12 protein-coding genes are annotated in these 12,535 nt (G+C 58.7%); 2 read left to right on the forward strand and 10 right to left on the reverse strand.

The window, feature by feature from the left end:
- Positions 1-32 precede the first annotated feature (32 nt).
- Positions 33-992, forward strand: coding sequence for a chromate resistance protein ChrB domain-containing protein (locus ABLV64_RS07545; RefSeq protein WP_348843254.1), 960 nt, complete (start codon positions 33-35; stop codon positions 990-992).
- Positions 961-2,328 carry a chromate efflux transporter gene (chrA, locus tag ABLV64_RS07550; protein WP_222689838.1) on the forward strand — a complete coding sequence of 456 codons (1,368 nt, stop codon included), beginning with the start codon at positions 961-963 and terminating at the stop codon, positions 2,326-2,328. Before ABLV64_RS07545 ends, chrA begins: the two co-directional genes overlap by 32 nt.
- Positions 2,329-2,464: 136 nt before the next feature.
- Here chrA and ABLV64_RS07555 read toward each other — a convergent pair whose 3' ends face one another.
- The 10 genes from ABLV64_RS07555 to ABLV64_RS07600 form a co-directional block, all read right to left on the reverse strand.
- Positions 2,465-2,947, reverse strand: a complete 483-nt coding sequence (locus ABLV64_RS07555; RefSeq protein WP_017899565.1) for a hypothetical protein — start codon at positions 2,945-2,947, stop codon at positions 2,465-2,467.
- Positions 2,948-3,055: 108 nt separating this feature from the next.
- Positions 3,056-4,420 (reverse strand): patatin-like phospholipase family protein, encoded by a 1,365-nt coding sequence (locus ABLV64_RS07560; protein ID WP_109938403.1) that lies wholly within the window; start codon positions 4,418-4,420, stop codon positions 3,056-3,058.
- 274 nt (positions 4,421-4,694) lie between these two features.
- Positions 4,695-6,116: an FAD-binding oxidoreductase gene (locus tag ABLV64_RS07565; RefSeq protein WP_348843234.1), complete on the reverse strand. Its 1,422-nt coding sequence runs from the start codon at positions 6,114-6,116 to the stop codon at positions 4,695-4,697.
- A gap of 26 nt (positions 6,117-6,142) precedes the next feature.
- Positions 6,143-6,958 carry an ABC transporter permease gene (locus tag ABLV64_RS07570; protein WP_135721877.1) on the reverse strand — a complete coding sequence of 272 codons (816 nt, stop codon included), beginning with the start codon at positions 6,956-6,958 and terminating at the stop codon, positions 6,143-6,145.
- Position 6,959: 1 nt separating this feature from the next.
- The gene (locus tag ABLV64_RS07575) at positions 6,960-7,790 is read right to left on the reverse strand and encodes an ABC transporter ATP-binding protein (RefSeq protein WP_032431880.1); all 831 of its coding nucleotides are present in this window, start codon (positions 7,788-7,790) and stop codon (positions 6,960-6,962) included.
- Complete coding sequence (locus ABLV64_RS07580; protein WP_057215704.1) at positions 7,787-8,770, reverse strand: ABC transporter substrate-binding protein; 984 nt, start codon at positions 8,768-8,770, stop codon at positions 7,787-7,789. The genes ABLV64_RS07575 and ABLV64_RS07580 overlap by 4 nt, the downstream gene beginning before the upstream one ends.
- Entirely contained in the window at positions 8,770-9,651 is an 882-nt protein-coding gene (locus ABLV64_RS07585) for a creatininase family protein (protein WP_064177733.1), read from the reverse strand. The genes ABLV64_RS07580 and ABLV64_RS07585 overlap by 1 nt, the downstream gene beginning before the upstream one ends.
- The gene (locus ABLV64_RS07590; protein WP_048324511.1) at positions 9,648-10,127 is read right to left on the reverse strand and encodes a RidA family protein; all 480 of its coding nucleotides are present in this window, start codon (positions 10,125-10,127) and stop codon (positions 9,648-9,650) included. Before ABLV64_RS07590 ends, ABLV64_RS07585 begins: the two co-directional genes overlap by 4 nt.
- Positions 10,117-11,400 (reverse strand): amidohydrolase family protein, encoded by a 1,284-nt coding sequence (locus ABLV64_RS07595; RefSeq protein ID WP_069135756.1) that lies wholly within the window; start codon positions 11,398-11,400, stop codon positions 10,117-10,119. Before ABLV64_RS07595 ends, ABLV64_RS07590 begins: the two co-directional genes overlap by 11 nt.
- An 11-nt stretch (positions 11,401-11,411) precedes the next feature.
- Positions 11,412-12,380, reverse strand: coding sequence for a PDR/VanB family oxidoreductase (locus ABLV64_RS07600; RefSeq protein ID WP_004202954.1), 969 nt, complete (start codon positions 12,378-12,380; stop codon positions 11,412-11,414).
- Between the last annotated feature and the right edge of the window lie 155 nt (positions 12,381-12,535).

Genomic DNA, 12,535 nt, shown 5'->3' on the forward strand with positions numbered 1-12,535 from the left:
CTACATGCTGTAGTAATCTCTACATCATGACAATGCATCTCTTGATCCTTAACCTGACGACGTCTCAAGCCACGCTGCGCATGCGTGTCTGGCGAACCCTGAAGCAGAGCGGGGCGGCGGTCCTGCGCGACGGGGTCTATCTGCTGCCCGACATGCGTCAGGGCTATGACATTTTCCTCAGCACCTGCCAGGCGATCCGCGCGGAGGGCGGGGCCGGGTATGTGTTTACGATTGAGTCGGCGGAAGAGGAGGCGCTCAGGCCGCTATTCGATCGTCGCGAACAGTATGATGCGCTGTTGCAGGATCTGCTGGCGCTGCAGGGGGCGTTATCCGCCGACGGACTGGCGGCTCAGCTCAAACAGCTGCGTAAAATTCAGCGTGACTACCAGCGGATCGCGGCTATCGATTTTTTCCCGGGGGCCGCCCGGGAGCAGGCCGCTGAGCGACTGGCCACCCTCGAGCAGGCGATTAATCAGCGGCTATCGCCGGACGAGCCGCAGGCGGTTGCGGGCGAACTGAGCCTTCTGGATAGAGAGGCCTTTCGCGGCCGTTTGTGGGCCACCCGCCGACGCCCGTGGGTCGATCGTCTGGCCAGCGCCTGGCTAATTCAGCGCTTTATCGACCCTGAGGCGCGATTCCTGTGGCTGGCCGCGCCTGAGGACTGTCCGGCGACGGCGGTTGGTTTTGATTATGACGGGGCGCCGTTCAGCCATGTTGGCACGCGGGTGACCTTCGAAGTTCTGGTCCGGCGCTTTGCTCTGGAGGCCGCGATCCCCGACGCTCTGGGCCGGCTGATCCACTTCCTGGACGTCGGTGGGCTATCCACCCCGGAGGCGGCGGGGGTGGAAAGCATTCTTGCAGGGCTGCGGGAAACCATTACGGACGATGACCAACTGCTGGCGGCAGCCTGCTCGCTGTTCGACGGCTTACTGAAGTCCTGTGAAATGAGGTCTGGTAATCATGAGCAAAACGGTGGTTCTTCCGCAGACTGACAGCCCTTCCGTCGTCGCTTCCGTATCCTTCTGGCAGGCATTTCGCTTCTGGCTGAAGCTCGGCTTTATCAGCTTCGGCGGGCCTGCCGGGCAGATCGCCATGATGCACCAGGAGCTGGTGGATAACCGACGCTGGATCTCGGAAGGGCGATTCCTGCACGCGCTCAACTTTTGTATGGTCCTGCCGGGCCCGGAGGCCCAGCAGCTGGCGACCTATATCGGCTGGCTGATGCATAAAACCTGGGGAGGCATCATCGCCGGGGTGCTGTTTATTTTGCCCTCGCTGGTGTTGCTCATCGCGCTGGCGTGGATCTACCTCGTCTGGGGAGATGTCGCGGTGGTGGCGGGGATTTTTTATGGCATCAAACCCGCCGTGGCGGCGATCGTGCTGCAGGCGGCGCACCGCATCGGCTCGCGGGCGCTGAAAAATGGCGCCTACTGGGCCATTGCCGCCGCAGCCTTTGTCGCTATTTTTGCGCTGAACGTACCTTTTCCGCTGATCGTCCTGACCGCGGCGATCGTCGGGTTTATCGGCGGACGGGTGGCGCCGGCGACCTTCGGCAAAGCCGACGCCCATCGCGCGCAGAGTCAGCCTGGCGGGGCCGCCATTATTGATGACGCGACGCCGATCCCAGCCCACGCCCTGTTCAGCTGGCGGCGCACTGCCCGGGTGCTGATCGCCGGGATACTGCTGTGGCTGGTGCCGATGGCCACCCTGGCGCTAATGCTGGGCTGGGCGCACCCGCTGACCCAGATGAGCTGGTTCTTTACCAAAGCCGCGTTGATGACTTTCGGCGGGGCGTATGCCGTCTTGCCTTACGTTTACCAGGGGGCGGTGACACACTATGGCTGGCTGAGCGCAGGGCAGATGATGGACGGCCTCGCACTGGGGGAATCCACCCCCGGACCGTTGATCATGGTGGTGACCTTTGTCGGGTTTGTCGGCGGCTACACCAAAGCGGTGTTGGGCGTTGATGATGTGCTGCTGGGGGGCATCGCGGCGGCGTGCCTGGTGACATGGTTTACCTTTTTACCCTCGTTTATCTTTATTCTCGCCGGCGGCCCGTTTATTGAAACCACTCATAATAAAGTGGGATTTACCGCGCCGTTGACCGCCATTACCGCCGCGGTGGTGGGCGTTATCCTGAATCTGGCGCTGTTTTTTATCTGGCATAGCGTCTGGGGGCCATCCGGTTTCGACCCATGGTCTGCGGCCATTGCTATCGCCGCCACCGGACTGCTGTTTCGCTATAAGTGGAAGCTGACCTGGGTACTGGCCGCCGCCGCCGCGGTGGGGCTTATCGTCCATATGGCGGGACTGTCCGGCGCAGGGTGAGGTCGGCTTCGGGCTGAAAAGGCGGGAGGCAGGGACGGTATGGGGAAAGGGGCCGATGCCTGGTGAAACAGTCGTCGGCCGGAAGGTATGGTAATAGCAATGTCTCTATTTCTCAAAGCATCTATAAGACTTCGCGTTACCAAAAGCGAGCTGCGTAATTAAAATGCTTCATCTGATGTTCATCAACATATGAGCTAGTTTCATCGGTGACTACAGGATTTGTGGAGACGGTGTTACCTGAGATATATAACGGGATGCCTGCCTTATTTTTACCTGTGTAAATCCCGGCGTGATCTCCTGGCTTTTTGCCGTTAGACTGGGCGGGATAATCTACTCTTAAAACAATATCGCCAACGGCAATGTCGGAAATATTTATTATTTTTCCGTGCGCTAATGACTCCTGATAGAATTTCGCTACGCTGGCGGTTTTAGGCAGGCCGGGAATACCAGCCTGACAGCTACACCAGTAGATAAAAGCCATACACCATGGCGAGCCGGAGGGGCTACCCACGTAGTCGAGATAGGTATTTACCATCGGGCCAGAGTTGCTGTTAAGTGGTTCCTCTTTAACATTAAGCTGACTTCTTGCTGCGTTTATTAAATCATTACCATTAGGCATGGTCTTATCCTCATCAGGTAGATTGTTAAATTGTGGATGGCAGAAAATGATTTTTTCGAGTTTCGCTCCTTATCTGGCTGAACTTTTCTATTTTTATCTTTGAAGTATTTATTTGTTCTTGAAGTATCTATTTAATTTTGTAAGGGGAAGGCTTGTCTGATAAGCAGAAGTAATATCTCGCCTGATTTTTTTGTAATTATGCCAATCAAAATTAATAAGAAATTGATAAGCGGTTTCTGCGCCAAGTCTAAACAATTTAAGTTTGTTGGCATCGCACATACTGAAGTCTAACCAGCCAATGTCTCCAGTGTCTATGAATGATACTAGCTTATTGTAATCAGGGTTTTTTTTAATGAAATCGTAATTCATGGCATGTCTGGCGGTGTTGAACGATTGAGCAAATATATCAAGGGTGCTATTAATTTCATGACTGTGATCGTCAAGTTGCAGTTTGACACCAAATGTGGGTCTTGCTGGAATTTTTGTGGGGTTGTGAAAAACATCAATCGGAAAATTTGACATGATGCCGCCATCAACAAAACAAGCGATAGGTGGCGGAAATCGAGTCGCTAATCTGCTTTGAAAACTAATGCCGGTATATTTTTGCCATTTCAATTGTAGATTATTATCCATATGAGGTATTTTTACCGTGTAGGGCTGAAAAACAAAAGGGATAGACATAGAGCAGCGGCAGAACACCGCGGGATTTACATCGTTCGGTTTTTCCCAGTATAGTTCTGCCATGACAGGAAGTTCAACTTTATATTCGGTGGCTAAATCTGCTGTTATCAGGCATAAATAGTCATGATTTACATCCAGTTCATCAAGGGATTGTTTACCTTCAAGTTGGGATGATTTATCAATGCTGGTGCTTCTAAGCTTCCATCCGTATGGAGTCGTCGCCATTCTTTTTCTAAGATCGTTGACTGTATAAATATTAAAAGATGATAGCTGTTTTTTAAGCCAGGACTCAAATTCATCGCCTCTATTAAGTCCTTGCATTATTTTTAAGTTGTCCGTTGTCGTAAGAAACCTTAAAAATGCACTAAAATATTTAAACCCTGACTTGTTTTTAGAGTTCATTAAGCCTGTGGCAGTATCCATAAATTTCTTTGGGTCATAATCTCCGTCCTTTTTCCCATCAATAAATGTATTTATTGGCATATTGGCGATCATATCTATTAGGCGTTCGCTTTTTTCTTTTTCAGGTACATCTATTGCAGATAATAACAAGGCGGCAATTGAACCGGCTGACGTGCCTGCGATACCAATGAATCTTATCCCTGCTTGCTCTAAAATATATATGTAACCTACAAGGGCTAATCCGAGGACGCCGCCACCCTCCATTACCAGATCAACGTATTGATGGCCATTTTCATCAATAGTGTCACTGAATTCTTTATTGGACAGGGCGGTGGCTTTATTTTTTATTTCTTCAACTTCTTTTAGGTACCTATTCACGGATAATGACATTTTAATTTCCTTAGCAACGGATCTGATCATTGTTGATCATACAAGGGAATTTATTGGCCGTTATCAGAAGACCTCTTTTTTGCTCAAATAGAAAATTGAGAAAATGCTGTGAACAATTTTTAACGGCCGTCTCGTCAACTACAGAAAAGTATAACGGAGGAAACAGAGACACCACTCATTCATATGAATGAGTGACGTAAAAAAACTCGCCGTGCGGGCAGGGGGAAGAGAGACGGGCCCGCTCCGCGTTAGCCCGCACGCGGAGCGGGGGCGATCAGGTCGCGGGGCTTTCGCGGGTGGCCCGCGCCAGCGGGTTGCTGTCCAGCTCCAGCTGGTCGCGCAGCGCCCAGCCGCGCAGCTTGCCGGGGTTAAGCAATCCTGCCGGGTCGAGAGATTGTTTAACCGCCACCACGTCAGGGCGAATAACCCCCTGTTTGCCGTCCTCAACCTGCAGCACGTGGGGATTGTTAATTTTGACGTCGTTATCGCGAAATATCTGCATGATCGCGTTGAGACGTTCGGGCGTGGTATAGCGCACCAGCTGCAGACCGCTGGCGGTAAGGTTGCCTTCGATATCGCGCAGAAATTCAATATGGGACATTACCTCCCCGGCGAAATGCTGCTCCATCTGTAAAATTTGCTGCGGATAGCGCAGCGGATCAAACGCCGTCTGTAGATAGGTCAGCGTATTGTCCACCTTGAGCGCATGCAGGGTGGTGTGGTTCCAGCAGTATTCCATTAACGAGGCGTTTTGCGCCCGGGCCTCGTCGCTGGCCTGACGGATGGCGTTACTCCCGCGATGGCGCGGTAACAGGCTGGCGCAGAGTCCTTCGCTCTCCTCGGCGATCAGGCTGATAACCGCATGCTGCCCGGCGCGGTAACGATCGTTGAGGTGGCTAAAATAATCGGCGATCGGCGTGGCCAGTAGCGCCACCTGGCGCTTCACCAGCCCCGGCGAGCGGACGCAGGCGTTGGCATAGTTCAGCGCATCGGCGAAATCGTCAAACACGTCCAGGCGTTCTATCCACTGGTGCGCGGGAGCCAGCGCCAGCTCAACCTCGAGAATGATGCCGTTGGTGCCGTAGGCGTGATGCAGCAGCAGCGCTTCGGGAGCCGGGACGGTCAGTACGCGAGGGGCCGGCTCGACGGTCATCACTTTGACGCTGAGCACATTGCCGGGCGCCGCCAGCGGCCCATAGTTGATGGAGCCGATGCCGCCGAACCCGCCGCCGTAGAGGCCGCCCAGGCTCGCCAGGCGATAGGTCGACGGCATACAGCGCAGCTCCCAGCCCGTCGGGCGGGCGGCGGTTTCGATGTCCGCCAGGCGAATGCCGGCCTGGGCTCTCACCGTGCCGTTGCCGAGAGCGACGATCTGGTTGAGCCCGGTCATATCCACCAGTATCCCGCCTTCGAGGGGGACCAGTTGGCCATAGTTGCCGGTGGCGCTGCCGCGCAGGGTCAGCGGCAGCTGGTGCTGCGCGCAGGCGGCGACCAGTTGCCGCAGCTCCTCTTCATCGCGCGGGCGAACCACCGCGTCCGCCTGTTTTCCCGCCAGCTGCTCGGTGAGTACCGGACTGAACCAGTGAAAATCGCGGGAAAGCCGTTTGAGTTTCGCCGGCTGCAGGGTCCACTCCAGCGCCGGGAGTGCCTGCTGGATCGCCGCTATCGCTTGTTGACGCTGTTCATCAGTCATCATTCTTTTTCCTGTTCGTCAGCAGAACATTAATGAGATTGCACGGCTTCGCTTTCATGCCAGGCGCTGAGCGCCCGGCTCGAGACCCAGGACATCACGCCGAACAGCGCGATCCCGGCGAGAGAGATCAGCAGCAGCGCGGCAAACATCAGCGGGATATCCAGCTGATAGCCGGCCTGCAGGATCTGATAGGCCAGCCCGGTATTGGTCCCGCCAGTGCCGGCGACAAACTCCGCTACCACCGCGCCAATCAGCGACAGCCCGCTGGAAATACGCAGCGCGCCGAAGAAATAGGGCAGCGCCGAGGGGATACGCAGTCGCACCAGCGTTTGCCAGCGGCTGGCGTGATTGAGGCGGAAATAGCTCAGCAGGCCGGGAGAGACGCTGCGCAGTCCCTGGGTGGTATTGGAGATGATGGGGAAGACCGCCATCAGGGTGGCGCACACCACCAGCGAGAGGGTGGCGTCCTTCACCCAGATGATGATCAGCGGGGCGATGGCGACGATCGGCGTCACCTGCAAAAACACGATGTAGGGAAACAGGGCGGTTTCCACAAACCGGTTCTGCACCAGGATAAACGCCACGGCGGCGCCGATGACAATCGACAGCAGAAACGAGATCAGGGTGATCTTAAGGGTAAACAGCAGCGCCAGCAGCAGCGGCGTGAGATGCGTCCACAGGCTGTCCAGCATCACCAGTGGCGACGGCACCAGAAAGGCCGGGATGCGGAAATAGCTTACCGCGCCCTGCCACAGGAGCACCACCGCCACCGCGACGAGGGTCGGATAGAGAATTTTGAGAAAACGCGGATGCTGGATCCACGGCGTTGCGGTTGTGGTTTTCATATTATGGCTCCATACCAGACTGGCTGGCCTGCAACAGACTGTCCTGCAGCTGACGGGCATACAGGGAAAAGGCCGGACTGACGCGGAACGCCTCGCTGCGCGGGAACGGCTCCCGGATGGCGATATCTTCCACCACCCGTCCGGGACGGGCCGCCATCATGATCACCCGCTGCGAGAGAAACACCGCTTCGTGGATCGAGTGGGTGACGAAGACCACCGTCAGGTTCTGCTCCTGCCACAGACGCAGCAGATCGCTGTCGAGCTTGTTGCGCGTAATTTCATCCAGCGCGCCGAAGGGCTCATCCATCAGCAGCAGCTTTGGCCGGGTGACCAGGCCGCGGGCGATGGAGACGCGCATTTGCATGCCGCCGGAGAGTTCGCGCGGCAGGACGTCGGCGAATTTGCCCAGCCCCACCAGTTCAAGGACTTCACTCACCCGGGTATTACCTTCCGCGCGCGGCACGCCGGCCAGATCCAGCGGCAGCCTGACGTTATTGCGCACGCTGCTCCACGGCATCAGGGTGGCTTCCTGGAAGACGAACGAGAGCGGATGCTGGGCCTTTTCCCGGCTGTCGCGCCGCCACAGCATCAGCTTGCCGTCGCTGGGCTCCACCAGGCCGGCGACCATCTTCAGCAGCGTACTTTTACCGCAGCCGGACGGACCGAGCAGGGTAATGAACTCCCCCTGATTGATGGTCAGGTTGACGGGCAGCAGCGCCCGGGTGCCGTTGCTGTAGATCTTCTCCGCCGACAGCACCTCAATGGCCGGCGTGGCGGAGGCGGGCGTAAAGCGGGTGTCGCTCATCACGGTCAGTTTCGGGGCGGTATTCATGGCATCACTCCGGCGTCTTTGACCATATCCAGGGTGTAAGTCTGCTCAAACGGCACCTTGCTGGCGTCGATCAGTTTGTTTTTCACCAGCATGTCCCAGGTTTTTTTCAGCCGCGGCTCGGTGATGATGCCGATGCCGCCGGTCTTAGCATCGCCGCCGGTCACCAGCTGGTAGTGCTTCATCTGGGCAATGCCAAAGGCGATCTGCTCGGCGCCCATTTGTGGATTCGCTTTGCCGATCAGGTTGTTTCCGGGGGTGGGATTCTGCAGGTAGCTTTTCCAGCCCTCCATGGAGGCTTTGACGAAGGCCGCCACCGCCGCCGGACGTTTGCGGATGGTGTCCGCCATACAGATGATCGAGTTGCCGTAGGGCGGGTAGCCCCAGTCGCTGAGCGGATAGACATAGAACGGCTGCCCGCCTTTGGCGACGGAGAACGGCTCGGAGGTGACGTAGCCCTGCTGCACCAGATTTTTATCGGCGAGGAACGGCTGGACGTTAAAGGTATAGGGGCGCACTTTGCTGCCAGCCAGACCCAGCTCGCTCTTCGCCCACGGCCAGAAGGAGGTATAGGCCTCGGTGGCGAGCAGGAAGGTTTTGTCTTTAAGCTCAGCCGGGTTGCTTACTTTGTCATGGGTGATAAACACCGTCGGCGAGTGCTGGAACACGGTGGCGACGGTTACCGCATGCACCCCCGCCTGCCAGGTCTCCAGCGCCTGGCCGTTGTCGCCAAGGGTGCAGTCCGCCTGACCGGCCGCCATCAGCTGCATAACGTTGATCTGCGGGCCGCCCATTTTAATTTCGACATCGAGACCGGCGTGTTGGTACAGCCCGGTGGCCTGGGCCTGGTAAAACCCGCCGTGCTCCGCCTGGGCATACCAGTTGGTGAGAAACGTAAACTTCTCCGCCGCGAAGGAGGAGGCTGAGGTCGCGAGGGCGGCCACGGTCAGCAGGGTTAAAACTGGCGTCGATCTGGTATTCATCAGGGCTCCTTGGAATCAGCAGCGAAAGAGGGGGGGAGGGACTGGACAAAGCCGTGCCAGTGCTGTTTGCCCCAGGTCGGTTCGCGACGTTCGACCCAGGCCATGCGGTGGATCTCGATGATTGCCTGCGCCCAGCTGGCGGCGAGGGAGTCGAGCAGCCCTTCGCCTTGCTCCCGCGTCGCCGGGGTCGGGTCGCCAATCACCCCGCTGGGGCCAAAGTCATACGCTGCCCATGCCGCCGCCGGGCGGCCTTTCGACAGGGTCGGGCAGGGGAATTCCGGCGGGAAGCTGGCGACCGCCCGCTCCATATGAACGCACTCCGGCGCCAGCGCCAGCATCAGCGCCGTTTCGCTATGGCCGGCGTGCATCGCCATCCGCTGTTCATGCGGGCTGAGAAACTGTTTTTCGCAGTTGGGCACGTTGAACACATCGTGCGGGATGGCGATGAAATCCCCGTGGCGCAGGCGCATTTCCCGGCAGGCGATCTGCAGGATCTGCGGCTGGCCGCCGTGGCCGTTGATCATCAGCAGCTTGCGAAAACCGGCCCGATAGAGAGATTCGGCGATCTCCAGCAGGGTATGCAGCAGCGTATCGCCGCTGAGGGTCAGGGTGCCGGGAAAATGCAGATGCTCCTCTGACTTACCGTAGACGATCGGCGGGATGGCGTAGGCCGGGATCGCCGCCGGTAGCCGGGCGAGGGCATGGCCCGCCACGCCGGAAGATATCACGCTGTCCACCGAGCAGGGCAGATGCGGGCCGTGCTGTTCGATCGCCCCGGTAGGGAGGACGATAACCGTATTGCTTTTATCTGGCAGGGCGGCCACGTCCGTCCAGCTCAGAAAAGGGAGAAAGCGCGCTGCAGGAATGTAACCGTTAATCATCGCGGTGCCTCGGAGTGAATTGGCTGGGGTAACCAGACGGTTGCTTCGACTTCAATCAATACCGTGGCGTCGGGCAGCATTTCGCTGACCTGCACCACGGTGGAAACGGGCGGCTGGCCGGGATAAAACAGCTTTCTGACCCGGCTGTAATAAGGAAAATGGTCAAGGTTGCGAAAGTACTGCACCAGCTTGATAACGTCGCTCATCTGCCCTCCCGCGGACTCCACGGTGCGGCGGATGCTTTCCAGGACGTACCAGCTCTGGGCGAGTATCGGCCCCTGTTTCGCATCGGTTGAAAATTCGCCGGTCGCCCCCAGCAGCTCCCGCACCGGCTCAGGCACATCCTGAAAGCCGTTGACGATGGTGCCGGTCAGGGGATTGACCGGAATAATGCCGGAGAGAAAGATAAAATCGCCGGCTCTGCGCCAGGCGGCATACCGCGCCAGCGGCGCCCCCGCGCCTGCTTCAAGACTCATGTGCCATCTCCTCCTGCCACACGCGCCGGTGGGTTAACCTGCCGTGGTTAACCACCAGACGGGCGGCGCTGTTTAAAGGCCAGGTAAAACGGTCGCTACCCGGGAAAATCACAACGCTGGCCGCCGCCCCGACGGCAAAGGGCGCCGCGTCTGCCGGCGAACCGGTTAGCGCCGCGCGATCGCAGATCAGCCGCGACTGCCGGTCGAACGGGTCGCTAAGCTGGGCGCTGAACAGGCCGCAGGCCAGGGTGTCCAGCGGGTCGTAGCTTCCCGCCGGACAAAAAGCGTCCTGCACGTTGTCGCACCCAAGCAGGGTGGCCACGCCGGCGGCCTGCGCCTCGTGCAGCAGGGTGATCCCCCGCTGGCGCGGCGTGCGGCCGAACGTCGCATCCTGCAGCAGCAGGTTGGTCATCGGCAGGGCGATAAGGGTGACGCCGTGCGCCGCCAGCTGACGCAGGATTTGCGCCGCCTGCGCGTCGCTGCCGGCGGCCAGCGCGCAGCCGTGGCTGCAGCAGATATGTCCGGGGAAAGGGTGGCGGGAGAGATGATCCGCCAACCAGGTCAGCCCCTGAGACACCTCGCTGAGCTCCTCATCGATATGCAAATCCAGATCCAGTTTCCAGCGGGCTGCGCTATGCAGCAGGTTTGCCATGGCGGCGGCGTCCCAGTTGGAGGAGTGGATGAAGCCGCCCAGCAGGCAGCGCTCCCCGCTGTTGGCGACCGCACGGGCAATGGCCTCGGCATCCGCCGGATCCTGAAACAGGGGCAGCGGGACCAGCGCCACCCGCTCCAGGGTGATGCCGCCGGTATCGAGGCGGGCGATCTCCTGCCAGGCGTCCGGCGCGTCGGCGGTAAACCAGTCGATATGGCTGCGCAAATGGGTCACGCCATTCGCTGCCGCCCGGGCCAGCGCGGCGGACGCCCGACGTTGAATATCCGCCCCGGTCCAGTGTCGGCGATCCTCATGCATGGCGTGGATCGCCGGCAGCAGCCCGGCCTGCGCCGGACGGCAGCGTTCAATGGTAAAGGTTTTATCCAGATGGGCATGGGGTTCCACCAGACCGGGGAGCGTCAGGGCCCCCGCCAGGTCCCACAGGCCGGGAGTCGGCTGGTCGGTTGGGGTCAATGCGGCGATCCGGCCATCGCGAAAGACCAGGTCCGCCAGCAGCGGTTCACCGTTGGCCTGCGTTGGCCAGCCGTCGGGCAGCGCCCAGGCCGGGAGTCGGGCGCGGCTGATACCGATGAGCGGCGCGCAAGAGGAGGAGAATGTCATCGTCAGTCTCCTCACAGATCCAAAACCAGACCCGGCGATTTCGCCCGCGAACAGCAGAGCGTGATCTGGTCGTTGCCAGCTTTCTCTTCCGCCGTCAGCACGCTGTCCCGGTGCTCGGGGATCCCGTCGAGGACCCCGGTAATACATGACCCGCACATTCCCTGTTCGCAGGAGAGCATGACCTCCACCCCGGCGTGCTGTAATACCTGAGCAATGGTTTGATCCGCGGCGACCTGCAGACGCTGCCCGCTGGAGGCCAGCTCAATATAAAAAGCGTTTTTCGCCGCAGTATTATTTTCCGCCGCGGGAGTGAAGCGCTCGAATACAAATTGCGACGGCGACCAGCGATATTCATCCATGACCGACCGCAGTCGCTGAATAAAGCCCTCCGGGCCGCAGGCCACCACCGCGGTATCAGGATCGGGCGCGGTTAAGCATGGGGGGATCTGCTGGCGAAACGACTCGCCTTCCTCGCTGCAGTGAATCGCCACCGTGCCGCTCGCGGCCAGCTGAGCCAGGCGCGGGGAGAAGGCGGTCTGGCGCGAGCTGGCGACATAATAATGCAGCTCCAGCTCTCCCTTTCTGGCGGCAATCGCGTCAGCCATCGCCAGCAACGGCGTGATGCCGATACCGCCGGCAAACAGCAGGTAGCGCCCGGCTTGCGGCAGGGGGAAATGGTTGCGCGGCTGCGAAATGGAGAGCCGATCGCCGGCTTTGAGCTGCTGGTGCAAATAGCGTGAGCCGCCGGTGGAAGCGTCCGCCAGCCTGACGCAAACTTCATAGCGATTTCCGCGGTCAGGCATGCCGCACAGGGAATATTGCCGCGGGCCAACGCCGGGAATAATAATATCGATATGCGCCCCGGCGGAGTAGGCCGGTAATATTTCCCCGGCCGCTGCCTGCAATATTAAAGACAGATTTCCCTCTCCGTTAGGCCGTATTTCCCCGACCGAGACCGAAATAAAATCGTGGCTGTGCATTACCGTTTACTCTCCCTCATTCCGCTGTCTGCAGGGCGGCCAGGGTCGGCGAAGAGATAACTCCCCTTCGCGGTGAACTGTCCGGCGTGCAAGAAAATGGGTGAAACGATCGTTTCTCCGCTATGAATGCTACGGTATTGTGATAAAACTGTTGC

This window comes from Klebsiella sp. JB_Kp031, assembly GCF_040064295.1.
Classification (GTDB): Bacteria; Pseudomonadota; Gammaproteobacteria; order Enterobacterales; family Enterobacteriaceae; genus Klebsiella; species Klebsiella quasipneumoniae.

What these genes read in the sequence shown, in the direction of transcription:
- ABLV64_RS07545 (WP_348843254.1), top strand. Translation starts at nt 33, where the DNA reads ATGCATCTCTTGATCCTTAACCTGACGACGTCTCAAGCCACGCTGCGC.
- chrA (WP_222689838.1), top strand. Translation starts at nt 961, where the DNA reads ATGAGCAAAACGGTGGTTCTTCCGCAGACTGACAGCCCTTCCGTCGTC.
- ABLV64_RS07555 (WP_017899565.1), bottom strand. Translation starts at nt 2,947, where the DNA reads ATGCCTAATGGTAATGATTTAATAAACGCAGCAAGAAGTCAGCTTAAT.
- ABLV64_RS07560 (WP_109938403.1), bottom strand. Translation starts at nt 4,420, where the DNA reads ATGTCATTATCCGTGAATAGGTACCTAAAAGAAGTTGAAGAAATAAAA.
- ABLV64_RS07565 (WP_348843234.1), bottom strand. Translation starts at nt 6,116, where the DNA reads ATGATGACTGATGAACAGCGTCAACAAGCGATAGCGGCGATCCAGCAG.
- ABLV64_RS07570 (WP_135721877.1), bottom strand. Translation starts at nt 6,958, where the DNA reads ATGAAAACCACAACCGCAACGCCGTGGATCCAGCATCCGCGTTTTCTC.
- ABLV64_RS07575 (WP_032431880.1), bottom strand. Translation starts at nt 7,790, where the DNA reads ATGAATACCGCCCCGAAACTGACCGTGATGAGCGACACCCGCTTTACG.
- ABLV64_RS07580 (WP_057215704.1), bottom strand. Translation starts at nt 8,770, where the DNA reads ATGAATACCAGATCGACGCCAGTTTTAACCCTGCTGACCGTGGCCGCC.
- ABLV64_RS07585 (WP_064177733.1), bottom strand. Translation starts at nt 9,651, where the DNA reads ATGATTAACGGTTACATTCCTGCAGCGCGCTTTCTCCCTTTTCTGAGC.
- ABLV64_RS07590 (WP_048324511.1), bottom strand. Translation starts at nt 10,127, where the DNA reads ATGAGTCTTGAAGCAGGCGCGGGGGCGCCGCTGGCGCGGTATGCCGCC.
- ABLV64_RS07595 (WP_069135756.1), bottom strand. Translation starts at nt 11,400, where the DNA reads ATGACATTCTCCTCCTCTTGCGCGCCGCTCATCGGTATCAGCCGCGCC.
- ABLV64_RS07600 (WP_004202954.1), bottom strand. Translation starts at nt 12,380, where the DNA reads ATGCACAGCCACGATTTTATTTCGGTCTCGGTCGGGGAAATACGGCCT.